Consider the following 22540-nt stretch of genomic DNA (forward strand, 5'->3'; position numbering starts at 1 on the left):
CCGGCACTACTCCTCGCGCTTGTTCAGCGCCGAGGTCACCGCCGCGGCTTCCTCGCGCGACAGGAACAGGTATTCCAGCTCGCAGCCGCCGAACTTGTCCTCCAGCTCGTGCATGCGCACCGGGTGGTTGCCGAAGCGGTAGTGCCGGCTGCCGTTGTCGGTGTCCTCGATCAGGTAGACGCCGAACGACGGCGGGTTGGTCAAGGTGCCTTCCAGCTTGACGGCCGAAGGGTCGATGGCGCGCTGGATGAGGTCTTCGAGGTCGGTCATGGCGTTGCGGTATGGGGTGTGGGGTCGTGATTTGCGGGCAAGTGGAATCGTTGTCGGGGCCGGCGTCAATGCCTTTGGCGATCCGGCCGATGGCCGGGCACGGCATCCCGGGCCCGCCGCTCCGATAGCGGCCTGCCGGAAGCGGGCTTGAGGGACGGGCGGGGGCGGATGCGCCGCCCCCGCGGACAGGCGGCCTGCGGGGCGGTTTCAGCCCCTGCGCAGGCGCCGCGCGAGGCCGCTGGCCACGGCGATGGCGGCGGTCAGCGCGGCCATCGACAGGAACTGCACGCGGGTGGCGGCGGTGCCCAGCAGCAGCACGAAGATCAGCGCCAGGATCGCCAGCGCCAGTACCGTCAGGTACGGGAAGCCGGCCATGCGGAACGGCAGCGGGGTGCCGTTGCGCTCGGCGCGGCGGCGCAGGATCAGCTGCGAGACCAGGGTGATGGTCCACACCAGCAGGCAGGTGGAGCCGACCACGTTCAGCAGCACCGGCAGCACCTTGTCCGGGTACAGCAGCTCCAGCACGGTGGCGGCGAAGCCGAACAGCACGCTGGCCAGCACCGCCAGCACCGGCACCTGGCGGGCGCTGACCCGCGCCAGCCCGCGCGGTGCCTCGCCGCGCGCGGCCAGCGAATGGATCATCCGCGAGGCGCCGTAGAGGTTGGCGTTGAGTGCCGACAGCAGGGCGATCACCGCGATCAGGGTGATCGCGGTGGCCGCGCCGGGGATGTTGGCGACCTGCAGCACCGCCGCGAACGGCGATTTCAGCGCCTCGCTGGTCCACGGCACCACCGCGATGATCACCCCGATCGAACCGATGTAGAACACCAGGATGCGCCAGGCCACGGTGCGGATGGCGCGCGCCAGGCTGCGCTCGGGGTCCTGGGTCTCGGCCGCGGCCACGGCCACGATCTCGGTGCCGCCGAAGGCGAACACCACCACCAGCAGCGCCGCGCCGACGCCGGCCAGCCCCTTCGGCGCGAAGCCGCCGTGGCCGAGCACGTTGGACAGCCCCGGCGAGGCCGCGCCCGGCAGCAGCCCTGCCAGCAGGGCGATGCCGACCAGGATGAAGGCGACGATCGCCACCACCTTGAGGATGGCGAACCAGAACTCGAACTCGCCGTAGTTGCGCACGCCCATCAGGTTGATGGCGGTGAACGCCAGCATGAACGCCAGCGAGGTCAGCGGCACCGACAGCTGCGGCCACAGCGTCGCCAGCAGCCCCGCCGCGCCCACCGACTCGGCGGCGATCACGATCACCAGTTGCACCCACCACAGCCAGCCGATGGTGGCCCCGGCGGTGGCGCCCAGCGCGTCGGCGGCATACACCGAGAACGCGCCGCTGGCCGGGCGCGCCGCGGCCATCTCGCCCATCGCGTGCATCATGATGATCACCAGCGTGCCGGCGACCAGGTAGGACAGCAGCACCGCCGGTCCCGCGGCCTGGATGCCCACTCCCGAGCCAAGGAACAGGCCGGCGCCGATCGCGCTGCCCAGGCCCATCATGATCAGTTGGCGCGGCTTGAGCGCGCGCTCCAGCTTCTGCGACGGCGGGGCGGCTGCAATGGACGGATTGGCGGACATCGGCAGGCTTCGGGTGGCGGAAAGGGCGACACGATACCGCAGCGCTTGCGCTGGATACGTGCGCTTGCAGCAATCCTTTGTGGGGTGATCGCTTTATCCTTCTCCGATTGACGGCACGCTCCCTTCTCCCTGCGGGAGAAGGGACCCCGAAGGGGCGGATGAGGGGCGAACGGAGGCAATGATGTCCGAACCATCGGGACTCCATTGCCCCTCACCCCAACCCCTCTCCGGTGGGAGAGGGGCTTTCAGCCGCTGTCGATGAACTTTCCACACCCGCCACGATGGCATTGCACGAGACGGTTAATGAGCCTGAAAACCCTGAATCCCTACGATCTGTTCGACGTGCGTTCGCTGCTGAGCGAGGAAGAACGCGCGGTGCAGGATTCCGTCGCCCGTTTCACCGACGAGCGGGTGTTGCCGATCATCGGCGACTGCTTCGACCAGGGCCGCTTCCCGACCGAACTGGTCCCCGAGATCGCCGACATGGGCCTGCTCGGCAGCTCGCTGCCGGAGCAGTACGGCGGCGCCGGCCTCAACGGCGTCAGCTACGGCCTGATCTGCCAGGAGCTGGAGCGCGGCGATTCCGGCCTGCGCAGCTTCGTCAGCGTGCAGAGTTCGCTGTGCATGTACCCCATCTACGCCTATGGTTCGGAAGAGCAGCGCCTGCGCTGGCTGCCGGACATGGCGCGCGGCAAGGTCATCGGCTGCTTCGGCCTGACCGAGGCGCACGGCGGCTCCGACCCGGCCAGCATGAAGACCCGCGCGGTGCGCGACGGCGGCGACTGGGTCATCAACGGCTCCAAGATGTGGATCACCAACGGCCCGGTGGCCGACATCGCCATTGTCTGGGCCAACACCGACGACGGCGTGCAGGGCTTCGTGGTCGAGAAGGGCACGCCGGGCTTCAGCGCGCAGGAAATCAAGCACAAGATGAGCCTGCGCGCCTCGTCCACCGGCGCGCTGTTCTTCGACAACGTGCGCGTGCCCGACGGCAACCGCCTGCCCAACGTGAAGGGCCTGAAGGGCCCGCTGGGCTGCCTGACCCAGGCCCGCTACGGCATCAGCTGGGGCCCGGTGGGCGCGGCGATCGCCTGTTTGCAGGAAGTGCTGGCCTACACCAAGGAGCGCATCCTGTTCGGCCGCCCGGTCGCGGCCACCCAGAGCGCGCAGATCAAGATGGCCGAGATGGCCCGCCGCATCACCACCGGACAGCTGCTCGCCCTGCAGTTGGGCCGCTTGAAGGACGCCGGCGACCTGCTGCCGCAGCAGGTGTCGCTGGCCAAGTGGAACAACTGCCGGATGGCCATCGACATTGCCCGCGAATGCCGCGATCTGCTTGGCGGCGCCGGCATCACCACCGAGCACGGCGCGATCCGCCATGCGTTGAACCTGGAGTCGGTCATCACCTACGAGGGCACCGAGACCGTGCACCAGCTGGTGATCGGCCGCGAGCTGACCGGCATCAACGCATTCTGACCGACGCGGCGGCCCGCAGGCGACAATGCGGGCCGCCCATCGCCTTGCCGGAACATAGTGAAGACACCCCCGCAACTGCAGGTCCTGATCGACGACGGCGTCATCGACGAAGTGCTGCGCCCGCTCAAGAGCGGCAAGGAGGCGGCGGTCTATGTCGTCCGCAGCGGCGACGAGGTGCGCTGCGCCAAGGTCTACAAGGACATGGCCCAGCGCAGCTTCCAGCAGCGCGTGCAGTACCAGGAAGGGCGCAAGGTGCGCGGCTCGCGCGAGGCCCGCGCCATCGGCAAGGCCAGCAAGTACGGCCGCAGGCAACAGGAAGAGGCGTGGAAGAACACCGAGGTCGACGCGCTGTACCAGCTGCGCGAGGCCGGCGTGCGCGTGCCCGAGCCGTTCGGCTTCTTCCACGGCGTGCTGGTGATGGAACTGGTCGCCGACGCCGAAGGCTTCAGTGCCCCGCGCCTGGGCGAGGTGGAGCTCGATGCCGCACAGGCCCGCCGGTTCCATGCGGTGCTGGTGCAGCAGGTCAAGCTGATGCTGTGCTGCGGGCTGGTCCACGGCGACCTGTCGGCCTACAACGTGCTGGTCGGCGCCGATGGCCCGGTGGTCATCGACTTCCCGCAGGTGGTCAGCGCCGGCGGCAACAACGCCGCACGGACCATGCTGCTGCGCGACGTCAACAACCTCACCGCCAGCCTCGGCCGCTGGGCGCCGGAGCTGCTGGACACCTGGTACGGCGAGGAGATGTGGGAATTGTTCCAGGCCGGCGAGTTGCGGCCGGACACGCTGCTCACCGGCGAATTCACCCCGGAGATGGGCGCGGTCGACCTGGACGGCGTCCGCCACGCCATCAACGACGCCCGCGAGGAAGCCCTGATCCGCCAGCAGGGGCGCGAGGCGGCGGCCGCGGAAGAGGGTTACTGAGGCTTGGCGGACGGCTGTGGTTCGGCCACGACCGCGGTGCCGTAGCACAGCACCTCGGTAAGCCCGCTCATCAACTCGGTGGCGTCGTAGCGCACGGCGACGATGGCGTTGGCGCCCAGCTGCCGGGCATGGGCCACCATGTCCCGGTAGGTTTCCTCGCGCGCCTGCTCGCACAGTTCGGTGTAGATGCTGATGTTGCCGCCGAAGATCGTCTGCAGCCCGCCGAGGAAGTTGCCGACGATGGAGCGCGAGCGCACGGTGATGCCGCGCACCAGGCCGAGGTTGCGCACGATCCGGTGGCCCGGCAGTTCCGGCGCGGTGGTCACCATCGTGTCGTTCAATACCGCCGCTGGCATGCGGGTTGAAGGGGAGTTGTACGGGTCGCTCATGGGGTCATCTCGGTTGGCCGGCATCCAGCGCCTGATGGTGGAGCATGCGCCGCCCGGTTTCCAATCCGCCGGAAGCGGCCTGCGCGTTCCGCGGGCCCCGCGCGGTTCACGCCGCGCCGGGAAACCCGTGCTGGCGCCAGGCCTCGAACACCGTCACCGCGACCGAGTTGGACAGGTTGAGGCTGCGGTTGTCCGGCCGCATCGGCAGCCGCAGGCGGCGGCCGTCGGGCAGGGCGTCCAGCAGCTCCTGCGGCAGGCCGCGGGTTTCCGGGCCGAACAGGAAGGCGTCGCCGTCGGCGAAGCACACGCTGTCGTAGCGCACGCTGGCGCGGGTAGTCAGGGCGAACAGGCGGGCGGGGGCGATGTGGGCCAGCGCGGTGTCCAGGTCCGGGTGGACCTGCATGCGCGCGTATTCGTGGTAGTCCAGGCCGGCGCGCTTGAGCTGCCGGTCGTCGATGTCGAAGCCGAGCGGCTCGATCAGGTGCAGGTGCGCGCCGGTGTTGGCGCAGAGCCGGATCACGTTGCCGGTGTTGGGCGGGATCTCGGGCTGGTAGAGCAGGACGTGGAAAACGGGGGAGGCGGCGGTCATCGGCGAAGTTTACGCCGCGGCCGCCTCCCGCTCTGCGCGGCGGCTCACTTGGCGACCATCCCCTGGGCGACCTGGCCGAGGCTGTCGCCGTTCAGGGCGGCCTTGGCGGTGGCGGCGGCCAGCGCCTGCACCTGCTGCGCGTCCGGGCGCACGGTGATGGCCGGCAGCGACACCACCCACTGGCCGACGCTGGCGCCGATGGCCAGCGGCGAGCCGGCGACCACCTGCATCGCGGCCTGCTCGGCGGCCAGTTCGACGATCTGGCCCACGCTCGGGCGCACCTGCACCATCGACAGGGTCGGGATGTTGCTGCTGTGTTCGCGTTCGGCTTGGGCCAGCTGGTCGGCGGAAGGACGCACCTGCACCGTTTCCAGGGTGACGATGTTGGCCGCCTGCGCGGTGGCGGCGAAACCGGTGGTGGCGATGGCAAGCGCGATGGCGATGGACTTGGCGTTCATGGCATGACCTCGTTGGTGTTTGTGAAATGTGGTGTGGTAGTAAAGTAAAACACTAAAAATCGAAGTGCAAGAACTTTCCTGCTTTTCGTCTATTTGTTCAGCATCCAGTCATGATCATTCGGAATCGCCTGGAGGCAGGGTTCCTTTAAGCAGGATGTGTGCCAATCGCATCTTGTTGAAATAAAAGGAATTTGATCGAGACGAAAGTGTCCGCTGTCCGGACACCGCGGCCAGCCGGCCGCTGTCCGCGGACAGGCACCGCGCCTGCGCGACCTCCCCCATTACCGTTGACGCATGCCGCCCCGGTCGCGTGACGGGTACGATCGGCGTTCACCTTCATTACTCAAGGACAGTGGGATGAACGCAGCCGCACCTCGTACCGCCCTTCTCGCCGTGGCGCTGGGCACCGCCATCGCCGGCCTTGCCGTCACCCCGCTGCCCGCCGCGGCCAAGGCCAAGCCGGTCGTCGCCGCGTCCGCGGTGGATATCCCGTTCGAGGAGTTCACCCTGCCCAACGGCCTGCGCGTGGTGGTGCACACCGACCGCAAGGCGCCGATCGTGGCGGTCAACATCTGGTACCACGTCGGCGCCAAGGACGAGCCCGCCGGCCGCACCGGCTTCGCCCACCTGTTCGAACACCTGATGTTCCAGGGCAGCGAGAACCACCACGGCGAGTTCTTCGAACCGTTCAAGCAGGTCGGCGCCACCGACCAGAACGGCACCACCAACACCGACCGCACCAACTACTTCCAGAACGTGCCGACCACCGCGCTGGACATGGCGCTGTGGATGGAGTCCGACCGCATGGGCCACTTGCTCGGCGCGATCGACCAGGCCGCGCTCGACGAACAGCGCGGGGTGGTGCAGAACGAGAAGCGCCAGGGCGAGAACCAGCCCTATGGGCAGGTATGGGACAAGCTGACCCGCGCGCTGTACCCGGCCGGCCACCCGTACCACCACGGCGTGATCGGCTCGATGAACGACCTCAATGCCGCCTCGCTGGACGACGTGAAGACGTGGTTCCGCACCTGGTACGGCCCCAACAACGCGGTGCTGGTGCTGGCCGGCGACATCGACGTGGCCACCGCCAAGGAAAAGGTCGCCAGGTACTTCGGCGACATCCCGGCCGGCCCGAGCATGGCGCAGCCGGCGGTCAACGTCGGCCAGCGCCCTGAATCCACCCGCGAGGTGATGACCGACAAGGTGCCGCAGGCGCGCATCTACCGCGTCTGGAACGTGGCCCAGACCGGCACCGTGGACATCGACCAGTTGCAGGTGTTCGCGCGCGTGCTGGGCGGGGCCAAGTCCTCGCGGCTGGACCAGCGCCTGCTGCACGGCGAGAAGCTGGTGGACAGCGTGAGCGCCGGGGCCTGGGCGTCGCAGCTCGGCTCCAACTTCGGCATCATCGCCACCGTCAAGCAGGGCGTGGACCCGGCCAAGGTCGAGGCCATCATCGACGAGGAACTGCGCAAACTGATTGCCGAAGGCCCGAGCGCCGACGAGCTGGCCCGCGCCAAGACCGCGTTCCGCGCCGGCTTCATCCGCGGCATCGAGCGCATCGGCGGCTTCGGCGGCAAGGCCGACGCGTTGGCCGAATGCGCGGTGTACGAAGGCGACCCGGGCTGCTTCCGCACCTCGCTGGCGACCATCGACAAGGCCAGCATCGACGACCTGAAGGCGGTGGGCGCCAAGTGGCTGGGCGTGGGCGACCACACCCTGGTGGTCGAGCCGGGCGAGCGCGTGGCGCTGGACGAACTGCCCTCGGCCAAGCCGGCGCCGTTCGAAGTGCCGGCGGTCGATCCCAAGTACGGCGTGCTGCCCTCGCAGGTGGACCGCAGCGCCGGCGTGCCGCAGACCGCCAGCTTCCCGGAGCTGAAGTTCCCGCAGCTGCAGCGCGCCACGCTGAAGAACGGTACCAAGGTGATCCTGGCCGAGCGCCACGACATCCCGGTGGTGCAGTTCAGCTACGAATTCGCCGGCGGCTTCACCGCCGACCAGGGCCGCAAGCCGGGCACCGCCAACTTCACGATGGGCATGCTCGACGAAGGCGCCGGCAAGCTCGGCTCGCTGGCCTTCGCCGACGCCGCCGATGCACTGGGCGCGCGGCTGGGCGCCGGTGCCTCGCTGGACGGCGCCAATGTCTACCTGTCGGCGCTGAAGGAGAACCTGGCGCCGTCGCTGGCGCTGTACGCCGACGTGCTGCGCGCCCCGCGCTTCGACCAGGGCGAGATCGACCGCATCAAGGCCACCTGGATCGCCGGCATCAAGCAGGAGAAGGTGCAGCCCAACGCGGTGGCGATGCGCGTGCTGCCGCCGCTGCTGTACGGCAAGGGCCACCCGTATGCGATCCCGTTCACCGGCAGCGGCGACGAGGCGGCGATCGAATCGCTGACCCGCGACGACCTGGTGACCTTCCACAAGGACTGGGTGCGCCCGGAGAACGCCACCCTGATCGTCGTCGGCGACACCACGCTGAAGGAAATCGTGCCGCTGCTCGACCGCCAGATCGGCGACTGGAAGGGTGAAGGCGCCGCGCCGCAGGTGCCCGCGCCAGCCGACGTCGCGCGCCCGGACAAGGCCCGCGTGTACCTGATCGACCAGCCCGGCGCGGTGCAGGCCAACCTGTTCGCCGGCGAAGTGGTGCCCTCGACCCGTGACGCCGGCGCGACCCGTTTCGACATCGCCAACGGCGTGCTCGGCGGCGACTTCACCTCGCGCCTGAACATGAACCTGCGCGAGGACAAGCACTGGTCCTATGGCGCCCGCTCGATGGCCAGCGGCGCCCTCGGCCAGCGGCCGTGGATGGCGATCGCGCCGGTGCAGATCGACAAGACCGCCGACGCGCTGAAGGAAATGCAGGCCGAGATCAGCCAGTTCGCCAGCGGCCAGCGCCCGCCGAGCGACGCCGAGGTCGCGCGCATCCGCAACATCCGGACCCTGAGCCTGCCCGGTGCGTATGAAACCGCCAGCGCGGTGATGAACACCATCGGCGGCATCGTCCGCTACGACCGCCCGGACGACTACGTGTTCAAGCGCAAGGCCGAGATCGAGGCGATGACCCCGGCGCAGGTGGCCGAGGCGGCGAAGACGCTGGATGCGTCGAAGCTGACCTGGGTGGTGGTCGGTGACCTCAAGCAGACCGAGGCGCCGGTGCGCGCGCTGGAGCTGGGCGAAGTGGTCGTCATCGACGGCGACGGCAACCCGGTGCCGGCAAGCAAGTAAGCGCGCAACGGCGTACCCCCTCCCAACCTCCCCCTTCGCCTGCGGCGAAAGGGGAGGGCCGTGCTCCCTCCCTTGCGAAGCAGGGGAGGGTTGGGGAGGGGTAGCTTTTCGCCGAGCCGGATCACCTCCAATTCATCCATCCACGGCACAATCCATCCCGATCCCCACCAAGGCTTCCGCCCATGCGCATCCTGATCCTGTCCGCCGCCCTGCTCGCCGGCACCGCCGCCTGCACCTGGGTGCCGATCGAAGCCGGCGGCAAGGCCGTGCGCGTGCTGCCGGCCGGCCCGGTGGCGCCGGGCTGCGTGGCCAAGGGCGAGATCGTGGTGACGGTCAAGAACAAGGTCGGCTTCTACAACCGCAACCCGCTGCGGGTGCAGGAAGAGCTGGAGACGCTGGCCCGCAACGAGGCGCCCAGCGCCGGCGCCAACGCCATCCAGGCACTGGCCCCGCCGGCCGACGGCAGCCAGCGCTACAGCGCCTGGCAATGCCCGCCGCGCTGACGAGACATCTTCCTCTCGTAGGTGCGGGGCTTGCCCCGCACGGTACCTTGCCTGGAAAAGTCCCCGTGCCGGGCGAGCCCGGCACCTACGAAAATCGTGCGCATCGTACCGGGGCCTCGGCATCCATCCATACGCTCGGGCGGCGAATCGTTAAAGATGCGTCAAAAGGCGCCAGCCGATAGAATAACGCCCCCTTCGCCTGAGTCCTGGCGTCTTCCATGCACTTCCAGAATGTCTCGATCGCGGGACTGGCGCACATCGATGCGCCGCACACGCTGACCTCCAAGGAAATCACCGAGCGGCTGCAGCCCACGCTGGACCGCCTGGGGATCCGCGCCGACATGCTGGGCGACATCGCGGGCATCCACGCCCGCCGCCTGTGGGACCAGGGCATGCAGGCCTCCGACGCGGCCACCCTGGCCGGGCGCAAGGCGCTGGAAGACGCCGGCGTCGCCGCCGGGCGCATCGGCCTGCTGGTCAACACTTCGGTCAGCCGCGACTATCTGGAGCCGTCCACCGCCTCCATCGTCTCGGGCAACCTCGGCATCGGCGACGACTGCGTCACCTTCGACATCGCCAACGCCTGCCTGGCCTTCATCAACGGCATGGACGTGGCCGCGCGCATGCTCGAGCGCGGCGACATCGACTACGCGCTGATCGTCGATGGCGAAAGCTCCAACCTCGTCTATGAAAAGACCCTGGAGCGCATGAGCGCCCCGGACGTCACCGCGCAGCAGCTGCGCGACGAGTTCGCCGCGTTGACCACCGGTTCCGGCGCCGCGGCGATGGTGCTGGCGCGCTCGGAACTGGTGCCCGAGGCCCCGCGCTACCGCGGCGGCGTGACCCGCGCGGCCAACCAGTGGAACAAGCTGTGCGTGGGCAACCTCGACCGCATGGTCACCGACACCCGGCTGCTGCTGATCGAAGGCATCAAGCTGGCGACCAAGACCTTCGAGGCCACCCGCCAGGCGCTGGGCTGGGCGGTGGACGAGATCGACCAGTTCGTCATCCACCAGGTCAGCCAGCCGCACACCAACGCCTTCATCAAGGCCTTCGGCATCGACCCGAAGAAGGTGATGACCATCTTCGGCGAGCACGGCAACATCGGCCCGGCCTCGGTGCCGATCGTGCTGAGCAAACTGCGCCAGCTCGGCAAGCTCAAGAAGGGCGACCGCGTCGCGCTGATGGGGATTGGTTCGGGCTTGAACTGCACGATGGCCGAGGTGGTCTGGTAACTACGCACTGCGCCACCCGGCATTACCGCGAACGCCCGCAGGTTTTCCTTGCGGGCGTTTTGCATGGGGATATCCAGGTAGTCGTCAGCTCGAACCGGAGCGTGCAACCCACGGCCGCCGCCGCCCTGCTCAGGGTGTCCAGCGTCAGCGCGGTGTCGTTTTCGTCCAGCACCCGGTTCACCGCCGCGCGGCTGGTACGCATGCGCGCGGCCATTTCGGTCTTGCTGACGCCGGCCTGCTTCATGGCCGCGGCCAGTTGCCACGCGATCACGCGCTTGGCGGCGATGGCGTTGGCTTCTTCCAGCAGGCCTTCTTCGGCGAGGAAGTCGTCGAAGCTGGAGCCGATGTGGGTGTTCCCGTTCATGCGTGGACCTCGTTCCTGCGTTGCTTCGCCAGTTCCAGTTCGTCCCTTGGCGTCTTGTCCGATTTCTTGATGAAGCCGTGGAGCAGCACCATGTCCATTCCGGCCAGCGTGAACAGCACACGGGCGATGCCTTCGGGGATGCGGCTGCGGACTTCCCACAGTTGCGTGTCCAGCTTGCGCACCAGCGGCATGCCGAGCGGCCAGCCTTCCTGCACGGTCTTGATGTCCGCGCCGATGGCCTGCCGCGCGCCCGGTGAAAGTTCATGTTTCAGCCATTCGCGTACCGGCTCCCTGCCGGAGGTGGAACGGTAGAAGCGGGCGTCGAGGATCAATGGAGGCATGGCGATTGTATCAATATAGATACGTTTGGCAAGGTGCCTCCAGCCTGTCGGCTGGTCATGCCGGGCGGTATCGGCGCCTTTCCCTGCGCTGCTTAGGGAAGTACTGCGCCTGAGTGGTTCAACCGCGTAATGCGTCTGCCACCCGCTCCCGCAGCACCGGCAGCAGTTCGCTCTCGAACCATGGGTTGCGCGCCAGCCACAGCCGATTGCGCGGGCTGGGGTGGGGCAGGGGCAGGACGCCGTGCTGCAGGTGCTGGCGCCAGGCCTGCACCGTGTCGGTGAGGGTGCGGCCACGGCGGTTGCCGAGCAGGCCGGCTTGGGCGTACTGGCCGATGGCCAAGGTCAGTTGCACCTGCCCCAGCCGCGGCAGCAACTGCGGGTGCCAGGTGGGGGCGCATTCGGGGCGCGGTGGCAGATCGCCGCTCTTGCCGGTGCCGGGGAAGCAGAAGCCCATCGGCACGATGGCGATCCTTTCTGCGTCGTAGAAGAGGGTTTTATCGATCCCCAGCCAGTCGCGCAGGCGGTCGCCGCTGGGATCGTTGAAGGGGATGCCGGTTTCATGGACGCGGCGGCCCGGTGCCTGGCTGACGATCAGCAGGCGAGCGCGCGGCGAGGCTTGCAGCACGGGCCGGCAGCCCAGCGGCAGGTGGGTTTCGCACAGGCGGCAGGCGCGCACGCGCGCGACTAACCTGTCAAAGGATGGGGTGTCGAAGGATTCGGTCACGGTCGTCCCGGCGTTGCAGCACGCCATTGTGCGCCATCCGCGGCGGCCGGCCCGGATGGCGCATTGGCCTACAATGCGCGCCCTGTCCGCGATTGCGTGAAACCGCCCGATGCAGTTCCCCGGTTACCCCGCCACCACCCATCGCTTCGAGGTCCGTCCCGGCCTGTCGATGAACTACGTCGACGAGGGCCCGCGCGATGGCGAGGTGGTCGTCATGCTGCATGGCAATCCGTCGTGGAGCTATTTGTGGCGGCATCTGGTCAACGGGCTGAGCGATAAGTACCGCTGCATCGCGCCCGACCACATCGGCATGGGCCTGTCCGACAAGTCGGACGACAGCCGCTACGACTACACCCTGCAATCGCGGGTGGACGACGTGACCGCGCTGCTCGACCACCTCGGCATCACCGGCCCGATCACGCTGGCGGTGCATGACTGGGGCGGCATGATCGGCTTCGGCTGGGCCTTGTCGCACCACGCGCAGGTCAAGCGGCTGATCATCACCAATACCGCCGCGTTCCCGCTGCCGGCGGAAAAGCCGATGCCGTGGCAGATCGCGATGGGCCGGCACTGGAAGCCGGGTGAGTGGTTCATCCGCACCTTCAATGCGTTCTCCGCCGGCGCTTCGTGGCTGGGGGTGTCGCGGCGGATGCCGGCCGCCGTGCGCCGCGCCTATGTTGCGCCCTACGACAACTGGGACAACCGCATCGCCACCATCCGCTTCATGCAGGATATCCCGCTGTCGCCGGCCGACAAGGCATGGCCGCTGCTGGAACGCGCCGCCGCGGCGCTGCCGTCGTTCGCCGACCGCCCGGCGTTCATCGCGTGGGGGCTGCGCGACATCTGCTTCGATCACCATTTCCTCGCCGGTTTCCGCAAGGCGCTGCCGCAGGCCGAGGTGATGGCGTTCGAGGACGCCAACCACTACGTGCTGGAGGACAAGCACGAGGTGATCGTGCCGGCGGTGCGGACGTTCCTGGAGCGCAACCCGATCGGCTGATTCCGGTATGCGCCACCTCCCGTAGGAACGAAGGCTTGGCGCCATGTGCGACCAACGAAGAGCCCCCCTTGAGTCAAGGGGGGCGCGCCGACAGGCGCGGGGGATGTGGAAGAGGGTGAGCCGGGGCCCGCGGTTTGCAATGCAAACCGTGGGGCGGCGTAGCGCGAATCAGCGCTTAAGCCGCGCGGCCGTTGTCGTCCGGATGGTCGTCGTCGTTGTCCGCCTCGTCGCGCCAGCGCCAGTCGGCCAGCGTCAGCGGTTGCATGCCGTGGGCGATGCGCGCGCGGTCGCATTGCGAGCTGGCCTTGCCGTATTCCCACGAAGCATCGACCTCGCGGCACACGCTGGGCCGGTTCGGATGGATCGTGCAACGCGAATACACGCCGATTTCCGAGTCCAGTGCCACGCAGCGGATCGGGTCGGAATAGGTGCCGCGCATGCACAGCCGGTGCGCGTCCAGCCGCTCGGTCAGCTGGTGCGGCACGCCGCCTTCGGTGACCTCGTCCGATTCCATCCAGTGGAAGGCGACGCGGTATTGGGTGCAGCAGGCACCGCAGGTCAGGCAGGGATGGGGCATGGGTGCCGGCCTTCGGGCGGCTGCTGGAAAGAGGCGGGCGGGAAATTTTCCACGCCACCGGGCCGCGCGCAAGAAGTTTCCGCAGCGGCGACAATAGGAAGATGAACGAACCCTGCAACATCGCCGCGCGTCTGCCCGAGCTGGCGCGCGAACGCCCCGGGCAAATCGCCATCCGCTGCCCCGGCAAGCCCGGTGCCGGCGGCATGGCCGCCTACGACGTCACCCTCGACTACCGCACCCTGAATGCGCGCAGCGACGCCATCGCTGCCGGGCTGGCTGCCCACGGCATCGGCCGCGGCGTGCGCACGGTGGTGATGGTGCGGCCCGGGCCGGCGTTCTTCCTGCTGATGTTCGCGCTGTTCAAGAGCGGCGCGGTGCCGGTGCTGGTCGATCCGGGCATCGACAGGCGCGCGTTGCGCCAGTGCCTGGACGAAGCGCAGCCACAAGCCTTCGTCGGCATCCCGCTGGCGCACATGGCGCGGCTGCTGCTGGGCTGGGCGAAATCGGCCACGCGGCTGGTCACCGTCGGCACGCGCTGGGGCTGGGGTGGCACCACGCTGGCGAAGATCGAGGCCGTCGGTGCCGGCGCGGGTAGCCAACTGGCCGATACCGCGCCGGACGACATGGCTGCGATCCTGTTCACCAGCGGCTCCACCGGCGTACCCAAGGGCGTGGTCTATCGCCACCGCCATTTCGTCGGTCAGGTGGAGCTGCTGCGCAATGCTTTCGGCATGCAGGCCGGCGGCGTGGACCTGCCGACCTTCCCGCCGTTCGCGCTGTTCGACCCGGCGCTGGGGCTGACCAGCGTGATCCCGGACATGGACCCGACCCGACCGGGCAGCGCCGATCCGCGCAAGCTGCATGACGCCATCGCCCGCTTCGGCGTGACCCAGTTGTTCGGCTCGCCGGCGCTGATGCGGGTGCTGGCCGAACATGGCCAGCCGCTGCCGGGCGTGACCCGCGTGACCTCGGCCGGCGCGCCGGTGCCGCCACAGACCGTGGCGAAGATGCGCGAACTGCTGCCCGAACACGCGCAGTTCTGGACGCCCTACGGCGCCACCGAATGCCTGCCGGTGGCGGTGATCGAAGGCCGCGAGCTGCAAGCCACCCGCGAGGCGACGGAGGCCGGCGCCGGCACCTGCGTCGGCCGCGTGGTGGCGCCGAACGTGGTGCGCATCATCGCCATCGACGATGCGCCGATCCCCGACTGGAGCGGCGTGCGCGAACTGCCGGCGGGCGAGGTCGGCGAGATCACCGTGGCCGGCCCCACCGCCACCGACAGCTACTACAACCGCCCGCAGGCCACCGCCGCGGCGAAGATCCGCGAGGGGCTGGCCGATGGCGGCGAGCGCATCGTGCACCGCATGGGCGACGTCGGCTGGTTCGACGCGCAGGGCCGGCTGTGGTTCTGCGGGCGCAAGACCCAGCGCGTGGAAACCGCCGCCGGGCCGCTGTACACCGAGCAGACCGAGCCGGTGTTCAATACCGTGCCGGGCGTGCGCCGCACCGCGCTGGTGGGTGTGGGCGAACACGGCCGGCAACTTCCGGTGTTGTGCTACGAACTGTTGCCCGGTGCCGATGCGGCCGTGATCGAACCGCAACTGAGTGCGCTGGCTGCACGCCATCCGAAACTGGCCGGCATCGGCCACTTCCTGCGCCATCCGGCGTTCCCGGTGGACATCCGCCACAACGCCAAGATCGGCCGCGAGAAGCTTGCCGTATGGGCCGCCACGCAATTGAAGGAACACGCATGAAGATCCTCGTCACCGGCGGCGGTGGTTTCCTTGGCCAAGCGCTGTGCCGCGGGCTGGTCGAACGCGGCCACGAAGTGCTGAGCTTCAACCGCGGCCACTACCCGGCGCTGGCCGCGCTGGGCGTGGGCCAGATCCGCGGCGACCTGGCCGACGCCAATGCCGTGCACCATGCCGCCGCCGGCGTCGACGCGGTGTTCCACAACGCCGCCAAGGCCGGCGCATGGGGCAGCTACGACAGCTATTTCGACGCCAACGTGGCCGGCACCCGCAACGTGCTGGAAGCCTGCCATGCGCACGGCATCGGCAAGCTGGTCTACACCTCCACGCCCAGCGTGACCCACCGCGCGACGCATCCGGTCGAAGGGCTGGGCGCGGACGAGGTGCCGTATGGCGAGGACTTCCAGGCGCCGTATGCCGCGACCAAGGCCATTGCCGAGCAGGAAGTACTGGCCGCCAACGGCCCGCAGCTGGCGACGGTGGCGCTGCGTCCACGGCTGATCTGGGGGCCGGGCGACCAGCAACTGGTGCCGCGGCTGGCCGAACGCGCCCGACAGGGCCGCCTGCGCTTCGTCGGCGACGGCCTGAACAAGGTGGACACCACCTACATCGACAACGCCGCGCAGGCGCATTTCGATGCCTTTGACCATCTGGCGGTGGGCGCGGCCTGCGCCGGCAAGGCCTACTTCATCTCCAACGGCGAACCGCTGCCGATGCGCGAGCTGCTCAACAAGCTGCTCGCGGCAGTGGGCGCGCCCGCCGTGGAGAAGTCGATTTCGTTCAAGGCCGCCTACCGTATCGGCGCGGTCTGCGAGAAGGCCTGGCCGCTGCTGCGCCTGCGCGGCGAGCCGCCGATGACGCGCTTCCTCGCCGAGCAGTTGTGCACGCCGCACTGGTACTCGATGGAGCCGGCGCGGCGCGATTTCGGCTACGTGCCGCGGGTGTCGATCGCCGAAGGGCTGCGGCGCCTGGCCGCGGCATGCTGACCATCATGCGGCGATCACGTTTCCGTCACCGTGCCACCACCGCGAATTGCCGAGCATGGAGCCCTGATTCTGCAACCGGGACATCGCCATGCTCCATTACGCCGTCGTGTTCTTCGTCATCGCCATCATTGCCGGCCTGCTGGGTTTTTCCGGCATTGCCGGCGCGGCCAGCAACATCGCCTGGATCCTGTTCGTCGTGTTCCTGATCCTTGCGGTGATCTCGCTGTTCCGCAAGAAAACCTGACTGCTTTGCAAAGTTTTTGATGCACCTTCTCCCAGCGGGAGAAGGTGCCCCGAAGGGGCGGATGAGGGGCGATCGGAGTCCATGATGTTTGAGCCATCGGGACACCATTGCCCCTCACCCCAACCCCCGCTCCGCGCCCCGGCCCACGCCAGCGGCGTGGGCGCTCAACCGCACACGCGCCAATGGCGCGCAAGCCGTGCGGCATCGCCCCGATGGGAGAGGGGCTCGAAAACTCAGGCCGGGGTGATCGAACTGCGCAATGCCTTGTCGGAGGCGTAGCGCTCCAGCGCCAGTTCGAGCAGGCGCGTGATCAGCGACGTGTAGTCCAGCCCGCTGGCGCCCCACAGCTTTGGATACATGCTGATGCGGGTGAAGCCGGGCAGGGTGTTGATCTCGTTGATGACCACTTCGCCGGAGGGCGTGAGGAACACGTCCACCCGCGCCATGCCGGCGCAGTCCAGCGCCTGGTAGGCACGGATGGCGATGGCGCGGATGCGCTCCTGCGCTTCGGCAGGAATATCGGCCGGAATCACCGTCTCGGCGCCGTTGGCGCTGATGTACTTGGTGTCGTAGGCGTAGAAGTCGTCGTGCACCACCACCTCGCCGCAGACGCTGGCCTCGGGGTGGTCGTTGCCCAGCACGGCGCACTCGATCTCGCGCCCAGCAATAGCCGACTCCACCAGCACCTTGTGGTCGAAGGACAGCGCCAATGCCATCGCCGCGTGGAACTCGCCGGCATCGCGCACCTTGCTCACGCCCACCGAGGAGCCCTGGTTGGCCGGCTTGACGAACAGCGGCGTGCCCAGCTCCGCCACCAGCGCGTCATAGTCGGCCGCGGCCGCGCTGGAGCGGTTGAAGCACACGCACGGCGCCACCGGCAGCCCGGCGTCGCGCAACAGGCGCTTGGCCACGTCCTTGTCCATCGCCACCGCCGAGCCGAGCACGCCGGAGCCGACGAACGGCAGGTTGGCCATGCGCAGCAGGCCCTGCAGCGAGCCGTCCTCGCCGAGGGTGCCGTGCACGATCGGGAACACCACGTCGATCTGCGCCAGCGCCGTGGCCGGGTCGGAAGGCACCAGTTGTGCCTGCTCGCGGCCGGGCAGCACCGCCACCGCGTTGCCGGAGCGGTTCAGCGCGATGCGCGCCGGGTCCTCGGCGTTGAGCAGGAACTGCTGCGGGTCGCTGACGTGCCAGTGGCCCTGCTTGTCGATGCCGATCAGGCTGACGTCGAAGCGCTGCTTGTCCAGTGCGTCGAGGATGTTCTTCGCCGATTGCAGCGAGACCTCGTGCTCGGCCGAACGACCGCCGAAGATGATGCCCACCCGGGTCTTGCCCATTGCCTGTTGCTCCTGCCGATTGCGCTGATGCGGGTACGCATAGCATGGGGGAACGGCCGGGAATGGGGAACAGGGAACGGGGAATGCGGGTTTGCCGGGCACCCCGTGCGTTCACCCGCTTGCCCGGCTGCACGGCAACCTCCGGCAAACGGCAATCCGTCATTCCCGGTTCCCCATTCCCGGTTCCCCGCTTCGGTAGAATGCCGCCCATGTCTGCCTCCCCTCTCGATTTCATCAAGCCGCTGGCCGGCCGCGCGCTGGAAAGGGCGCTGAACCACGCGCTGGCGCTGGACCCGGATACCCGCGCCGCGCTGGCCCCGCTGGACGGCCAGTGCATCACCCTGACCCTGGAATCGCCGCCGCTGGCGATGCAGGTCGGCGTGGACGGGCAGCAGCTGACGGTGGGCCCGGTGGACGCCGCGCGCGAGCCGGATCTGGCGGTGCGCAGCACCCTTGGCGGGGTGCTGGCGCAACTGCCGTTCATGGCCAATGCGCGCCGCGCCGGCCATGCGCCGGGCGGGCGGGTGAAGGTGTCCGGCGATGCCGAGCTGGCGCGGCGCCTGCAGCAGCTGGCCACGCGCTTCGACCCGGACTGGCAGCAGCCGTTCGTCGGCGTGTTCGGCGAGGTGCTGGGCGTGCAGGTGGCGCAGGCCCTGCGCACGGCGCTGGCGCAGGCCGGCCGCGGTGCGAAGGACCTGGCGCGCACCGCGGCCGAATACGTCACCGAGGAGTCGCGCGACGTGGTGCCGCGCGCCGAACTGGAGGCCTTCCACGACGACGTGGACGTGGTCCGCGACGACGTGGAGCGGCTGGCCGCGCGGGTGGCGCGGCTGCGCCAGCGCAGCGGGGCGCGGGCATGAAGGCGGTGCGCGCGATGTTCCGCGCCAACCGCATCGGCCGGGTGATCCTGCGCTACCGGCTCGACGCGCTGCTCGACGGCACCCCGGTCGAGCGCTGGCTGCGGCTGGCCAAGCCGTTCGTGCCGCGTGCGCGCGGCGACATCGCCAGCCTGTCGCGCGGTGCGCGGCTGCGGTTGGCGCTGCAGGAGCTGGGGCCGATCTTCGTCAAGTTCGGGCAGATCCTCTCGACCCGCCGCGACCTGGTGCCGCCGGATGTCGCCGCCGAGCTGACCCTGCTGCAGGACCGCGTGCAGCCGTTCGACGGCGAACGCGCGCTGCAGATCGTCGAACAGGCGCTGGGCCTGCCGATCACCGAGGCGTTCGCCAGCTTCGACACCACGCCGCTGGCCTCGGCTTCGATCGCGCAGGTGCACGAAGCCACGCTGCCCGGCGGCCGGCAGGTGGTGGTCAAGGTGCTGCGCCCGGACATCGAGAAGCAGATCGCCGGCGACATCGCCCTGCTCAAGTCGCTGGCCGCCCTGGTCGAGCGCACCCACCCGCGCGCCGACAAGATCCGCCCGCGCGAGGTGGTCGCCGAGATCGAGACCACGCTGGCCGCCGAGCTGGACCTGCAGCGCGAAGGCGCCAACGCCAGCGTGCTGCGCCGCTTCTGGTTGGATTCGGGCGACCTGTACGTGCCGGAGGTGATCTGGACCCACACCGCCGAGCGCGCGCTGACCCTGGAACGGGTGTGGGGCATCCCGTCGGACGACGTCGCCGCGCTGGACGCGGCCGGCATCGACCGCAAGGCGCTGGCGGCCAAGGGCGTGCGCGTGTTCTACACGCAGGTGTTCCGCGACAACTTCTTCCACGCTGACGCCCACGCCGGCAACATCTGGGTCGATACCGACCCGGCGCGGCGCGACAACCCGCGCTTCATCGCGCTGGATTTCGGCATCATGGGCCAGCTCTCGGAACAGGACCAGTTCTACCTGGCCGAGAACTTCATGGCCATCTTCAACCGCGACTACCGGCGCATCGCCGAACTGCACCTGCAGGCGCAGTGGATGCCGGCCACGGTGCGCATCGACGAGCTGGAGGCGGCAGTGCGCGCGGTGTGCGAGCCGTACTTCACCCGGCCGCTGTCGCAGATCTCGCTGGCCGAGGTGCTGGTCAAGCTGTTCCGCACCGCGCAGCGCTACCAGCTCACCCTGCAGCCGCAGCTGATCCTGCTGCAGAAGACGCTGCTGAACATCGAGGGCGTCGGCCGCCAGCTCGACCCGCAGCTGGACATCTGGGCGGTGGCCAAGCCGGTGCTCGAACGCATCCTGCGCGAGCGCTACAGCCCGCGCCGCGCGCTGAAGGAGCTGGGCAAGCGCCTGCCGGAAATCATGACCCAGGCGCCGGACATGCCGGCGCTGCTGCACAGCTGGCTGAGCCAGCAGGTGCAGGGCAAGCACGAACTGGCGATGCGCTCGCAGGACATCGTCAACCTCGACGGCACGCTCAAGCGCCTGCAGCGGCGCGTGGTCACCGCGGTGGGCGGCGCCGGGCTGCTGGTGGTCGCCGCATTGCTGCACGGCCTGCACGCCAGCGGCCCGCAACTGGCGTCGATGCCGCTGTGGTCGTGGATCTGCGGCGGCGTGGGCATGCTGGCACTGGCATCGGCGTGGCTGCGCCGGTGAGTGAAGCCACGGAGGCCGCGGCGGACATCGTTTCCGAACCGCTGCCGCTGCTGTACCAAGACCCGTGGCTAGCGGTGGTGGACAAGCCCGCCGGGCTGATGGTCCACGACAGCAAGCTGGCCCGTGGCGAGGACGATTTCCTCGCCGACCGCCTGCGTGAGCAGCTGGGCCGGCCGATCTTCCTCGTGCACCGCCTCGACCGCGCCACCAGCGGCTGCCTGCTGCTGGCCTTCGACCGCGACACCGCCAGCGCGCTGGGCAAGACGCTGATGGGCGGCGAAGTGGAAAAGGACTATCTGGCCATCTGCCGTGGCTGGCCGGCGGAAGAAGCCTTCACCGTCGATCATGATCTCGACGGCGGCCCCGGCAAGCCGGTGAAGAAACAGGCCATCACCCATTTCCAGCGGTTGTCGACCGGCGAATTGCCGGTGCCCTCGAACGGCTTTGAAACCTCGCGCTACGCGCTGCTGCGCTGCCAGCCGCAGACCGGCCGCTTCCGCCAGATCAGGCGGCATTTGAAGCATGTGTTCCATCACCTGATCGGCGACACCAGCCACGGCGACGGCCGCCACAACCGCACGTTCCGCATGCACGGCGTGCACCGCATGTTGCTGCACGCGCAGCGGCTGGCGTTCCCGCATCCGCAGGATGGCCGCCGCATCGAAGTGGTCGCGCCGCTGGATGCGGAGTTCCGCAAGGCGTTCCAGCTGCTGGGCTGGAACGAAGCGCCATAGGGCTTCAGGGGGCTATGCCCCCGACGCTCCCCACGTCGAAGGTTGCCCGCGTCGGCCACGTAGGGCCGACCTACCCTGGCTGGCAGCCGTGAAACCATGTCCGGCATGGCGTAGGCCGGGGCTACGCCCCCGGCGCACAGGCTACTCCGTCATGCACCGGATTCGTTCCGGCTCACGTTTCCCCCAACCTTCCGGGTAGATGCCGCGTGCCTTCCATGCGTGCACGCTTGACCACCGCCAATCCATCGCATCCTCGACCAGTCCATGCTTGACCGGATTGAAATGCAGGTAGTCCAGATGACGGGCGAAATCAGCGTCGTCACGGATGATGTGGTCGTAGTAGCGGGGTTGCCACAGCCGTCGCCCGGTTTCGGCGGAAAGCCGGGCCATTGCCGCGCGCTTGAAACTGCCCACCAGACCGGGAATCGCCACGCCGACGCGTGGGGCGAGCAACAGGTGCAGGTGGTCGTCGAGCAGGACATGGCCCTTGTGGGTGAACGGATGATGGCCGCGGGTCTGGCGCAATGCATCGAGCACGATGTCGCGGGCGTTGTGGATTGCCAGCCATGGCCTGCGCCCGGCGGTGGCCAAGGTCAGGAAAACCGTCTGGCCTTCCATGAAGTGGCGGCGATAGCGTGGCATGGAGGCAGCGTCGATGCGTTGTTCGACGCGCGCCATTGCCGGATATGGACTGCCGGGTATCGGCGGATGCCGTTGGATACCCTCGGGTATTCGGCGACTTTGCGAAGAGGCACGCCATGCCGGAGTCGTAGGCCGGGGCTACGACCCCGGCGGGCTGTTCGGCCGGTATTCGGGAACCCTGTCCGGCAGGGTGCTGTCGGGGGCGTAGCCTCGACCTACGAATAGATTTCAGCCGGCCCGCAGCGCGGCCAGCACGATCAGCGCCAGCGCGCAGGCGAAGCCGCCCAGCCACGCCAGGCTGCGCAGCGGCGGCTTGTCGGCGACGTAGAACAGGCCGTGCAGGACGCGGAAGGCGACGAAGGCGAGGGCCAGCCCGTTGACCGTCTGCGCGTCCACCCCGGCCAGTTGCGCCAGCACCACGCCGGCGGCGAACGGCGCGAACGCCTCGAAGGCGTTCAGGTGCGCGGCATGGGCGCGCTGCACCAGGTAGTCATTGCTTTTGGCGGCCCACGCACGCGGGTTGCGGTTGTTGTAGCCGGGCCGGATCGCCTTGGCGACCACCGCCCAGAGATAAGGCAGCACCGCGGCAACCAGCACGCACCAGTAGGCGATCGACATGGCCAGCTCCTTCGCAAGGGAAGTGGCCAGCCTAGCCGAAGCGCCGCCTGG

24 protein-coding genes are annotated in these 22540 nt (G+C 68.9%); 12 read left to right on the forward strand and 12 right to left on the reverse strand.

All coding sequences use genetic code 11. From position 1 onward, the window contains the following. Nucleotides 1-6: 6 nt before the first annotated feature. Nucleotides 7-270 carry a hypothetical protein gene (locus MIC98_RS02930; RefSeq protein ID WP_057641868.1) on the reverse strand — a complete coding sequence of 88 codons (264 nt, stop codon included), beginning with the start codon at nt 268-270 and terminating at the stop codon, nt 7-9. Between the two features lie 207 nt (nt 271-477). Next, nucleotides 478-1860, reverse strand: coding sequence for an amino acid permease (locus MIC98_RS02935; protein ID WP_057641866.1), 1383 nt, complete (start codon nt 1858-1860; stop codon nt 478-480). 297 nt (nt 1861-2157) lie between these two features. Here MIC98_RS02935 and MIC98_RS02940 point away from each other — a divergent pair, with 297 nt between their 5' ends. Both MIC98_RS02940 and MIC98_RS02945 read left to right on the forward strand, forming a co-directional pair. Further along, nucleotides 2158-3330, forward strand: a complete 1173-nt coding sequence (locus MIC98_RS02940) for an acyl-CoA dehydrogenase family protein (protein ID WP_239735364.1) — start codon at nt 2158-2160, stop codon at nt 3328-3330. Nucleotides 3331-3387: 57 nt separating this feature from the next. Beyond that, nucleotides 3388-4251, forward strand: a complete 864-nt coding sequence (locus MIC98_RS02945; RefSeq protein WP_239735374.1) for a PA4780 family RIO1-like protein kinase — start codon at nt 3388-3390, stop codon at nt 4249-4251. Here MIC98_RS02945 and MIC98_RS02950 read toward each other — a convergent pair. The 3 genes from MIC98_RS02950 to MIC98_RS02960 form a co-directional block, all read right to left on the reverse strand. Then, on the reverse strand, nt 4245-4640 hold the full coding sequence (locus tag MIC98_RS02950; protein ID WP_239735385.1) for a YbjQ family protein: 396 nt from the start codon (nt 4638-4640) through the stop codon (nt 4245-4247). The genes MIC98_RS02945 and MIC98_RS02950 overlap by 7 nt on opposite strands. 106 nt (nt 4641-4746) lie before the next feature. Then, entirely contained in the window at nt 4747-5229 is a 483-nt protein-coding gene (locus MIC98_RS02955) for a tRNA (cytidine(34)-2'-O)-methyltransferase (protein WP_239735387.1), read from the reverse strand. A gap of 44 nt (nt 5230-5273) precedes the next feature. After that, nucleotides 5274-5687, reverse strand: a complete 414-nt coding sequence (locus tag MIC98_RS02960; protein ID WP_239735389.1) for a hypothetical protein — start codon at nt 5685-5687, stop codon at nt 5274-5276. A 357-nt stretch (nt 5688-6044) separates the two neighbouring features. Between MIC98_RS02960 and MIC98_RS02965 the strand changes: the two genes are divergently transcribed. From MIC98_RS02965 to MIC98_RS02975, 3 genes are all read left to right on the forward strand, one after another. Beyond that, a complete protein-coding gene (locus MIC98_RS02965; RefSeq protein ID WP_239735391.1) occupies nt 6045-8909 on the forward strand; it encodes a pitrilysin family protein in 2865 nt (954 codons plus the stop codon). 182 nt (nt 8910-9091) lie between these two features. Further along, complete coding sequence (locus tag MIC98_RS02970) at nt 9092-9412, forward strand: DUF4156 domain-containing protein (protein WP_239735395.1); 321 nt, start codon at nt 9092-9094, stop codon at nt 9410-9412. Between the two features lie 218 nt (nt 9413-9630). After that, complete coding sequence (locus MIC98_RS02975) at nt 9631-10647, forward strand: 3-oxoacyl-ACP synthase III (RefSeq protein ID WP_239735398.1); 1017 nt, start codon at nt 9631-9633, stop codon at nt 10645-10647. 22 nt (nt 10648-10669) lie between these two features. On the opposite strand, the gene MIC98_RS02980 is transcribed toward MIC98_RS02975, so the two are convergent. From MIC98_RS02980 to MIC98_RS02990, 3 genes are all read right to left on the reverse strand, one after another. Beyond that, nucleotides 10670-11011: a helix-turn-helix domain-containing protein gene (locus MIC98_RS02980; RefSeq protein WP_239735400.1), complete on the reverse strand. Its 342-nt coding sequence runs from the start codon at nt 11009-11011 to the stop codon at nt 10670-10672. Then, complete coding sequence (locus MIC98_RS02985; RefSeq protein WP_239735402.1) at nt 11008-11352, reverse strand: type II toxin-antitoxin system RelE/ParE family toxin; 345 nt, start codon at nt 11350-11352, stop codon at nt 11008-11010. Before MIC98_RS02985 ends, MIC98_RS02980 begins: the two co-directional genes overlap by 4 nt. A gap of 118 nt (nt 11353-11470) precedes the next feature. Further along, entirely contained in the window at nt 11471-12103 is a 633-nt protein-coding gene (locus tag MIC98_RS02990) for a uracil-DNA glycosylase family protein (protein WP_239735404.1), read from the reverse strand. Nucleotides 12104-12185: 82 nt separating this feature from the next. On the opposite strand from MIC98_RS02990, the gene MIC98_RS02995 reads away from it, so the two are divergent. Next, on the forward strand, nt 12186-13076 hold the full coding sequence (locus MIC98_RS02995; RefSeq protein WP_239735405.1) for an alpha/beta fold hydrolase: 891 nt from the start codon (nt 12186-12188) through the stop codon (nt 13074-13076). A 175-nt stretch (nt 13077-13251) separates the two neighbouring features. Here MIC98_RS02995 and MIC98_RS03000 read toward each other — a convergent pair whose 3' ends face one another. Beyond that, entirely contained in the window at nt 13252-13653 is a 402-nt protein-coding gene (locus tag MIC98_RS03000; RefSeq protein ID WP_239735406.1) for a YkgJ family cysteine cluster protein, read from the reverse strand. A 101-nt stretch (nt 13654-13754) separates the two neighbouring features. Between MIC98_RS03000 and oleC the strand changes: the two genes are divergently transcribed. The 3 genes from oleC (at nt 13755) to MIC98_RS03015 (ending at nt 16634) form a co-directional block, all read left to right on the forward strand. Next, nucleotides 13755-15407, forward strand: coding sequence for an olefin beta-lactone synthetase (gene oleC, locus MIC98_RS03005; protein ID WP_239735408.1), 1653 nt, complete (start codon nt 13755-13757; stop codon nt 15405-15407). Continuing rightward, nucleotides 15404-16390, forward strand: a complete 987-nt coding sequence (oleD, locus tag MIC98_RS03010) for a 2-alkyl-3-oxoalkanoate reductase (RefSeq protein WP_239735419.1) — start codon at nt 15404-15406, stop codon at nt 16388-16390. Before oleC ends, oleD begins: the two co-directional genes overlap by 4 nt. 88 nt (nt 16391-16478) lie before the next feature. Further along, nucleotides 16479-16634, forward strand: a complete 156-nt coding sequence (locus MIC98_RS03015; RefSeq protein WP_083490082.1) for a DUF1328 domain-containing protein — start codon at nt 16479-16481, stop codon at nt 16632-16634. Between the two features lie 233 nt (nt 16635-16867). Here the strand turns inward: MIC98_RS03015 and ddlA are convergent, their stop codons facing one another. Next, nucleotides 16868-17971 carry a D-alanine--D-alanine ligase gene (ddlA, locus tag MIC98_RS03020; RefSeq protein ID WP_239735422.1) on the reverse strand — a complete coding sequence of 368 codons (1104 nt, stop codon included), beginning with the start codon at nt 17969-17971 and terminating at the stop codon, nt 16868-16870. A gap of 209 nt (nt 17972-18180) precedes the next feature. On the opposite strand from ddlA, the gene MIC98_RS03025 reads away from it, so the two are divergent. From MIC98_RS03025 to MIC98_RS03035, 3 genes are read left to right on the forward strand one after another with little or no spacing between them, the layout of a single operon-like run. Beyond that, entirely contained in the window at nt 18181-18831 is a 651-nt protein-coding gene (locus MIC98_RS03025) for an SCP2 sterol-binding domain-containing protein (protein ID WP_239735424.1), read from the forward strand. 5 nt (nt 18832-18836) lie between these two features. Next, complete coding sequence (ubiB, locus tag MIC98_RS03030; RefSeq protein WP_239738005.1) at nt 18837-20495, forward strand: ubiquinone biosynthesis regulatory protein kinase UbiB; 1659 nt, start codon at nt 18837-18839, stop codon at nt 20493-20495. Continuing rightward, the gene (locus MIC98_RS03035) at nt 20492-21229 is read left to right on the forward strand and encodes a pseudouridine synthase (protein ID WP_239735425.1); all 738 of its coding nucleotides are present in this window, start codon (nt 20492-20494) and stop codon (nt 21227-21229) included. Before ubiB ends, MIC98_RS03035 begins: the two co-directional genes overlap by 4 nt. A gap of 141 nt (nt 21230-21370) precedes the next feature. Here the strand turns inward: MIC98_RS03035 and MIC98_RS03040 are convergent, their stop codons facing one another. Further along, nucleotides 21371-21907 carry a transposase gene (locus MIC98_RS03040; protein WP_239735427.1) on the reverse strand — a complete coding sequence of 179 codons (537 nt, stop codon included), beginning with the start codon at nt 21905-21907 and terminating at the stop codon, nt 21371-21373. A gap of 192 nt (nt 21908-22099) precedes the next feature. After that, nucleotides 22100-22489 carry an MAPEG family protein gene (locus tag MIC98_RS03045; RefSeq protein ID WP_239735429.1) on the reverse strand — a complete coding sequence of 130 codons (390 nt, stop codon included), beginning with the start codon at nt 22487-22489 and terminating at the stop codon, nt 22100-22102. Nucleotides 22490-22540 lie beyond the last annotated feature (51 nt).

Origin of the sequence: Stenotrophomonas sp. NLF4-10, from assembly GCF_022359915.1 — a bacterium.
Lineage (GTDB): Bacteria > Pseudomonadota > Gammaproteobacteria > Xanthomonadales > Xanthomonadaceae > Stenotrophomonas > Stenotrophomonas daejeonensis.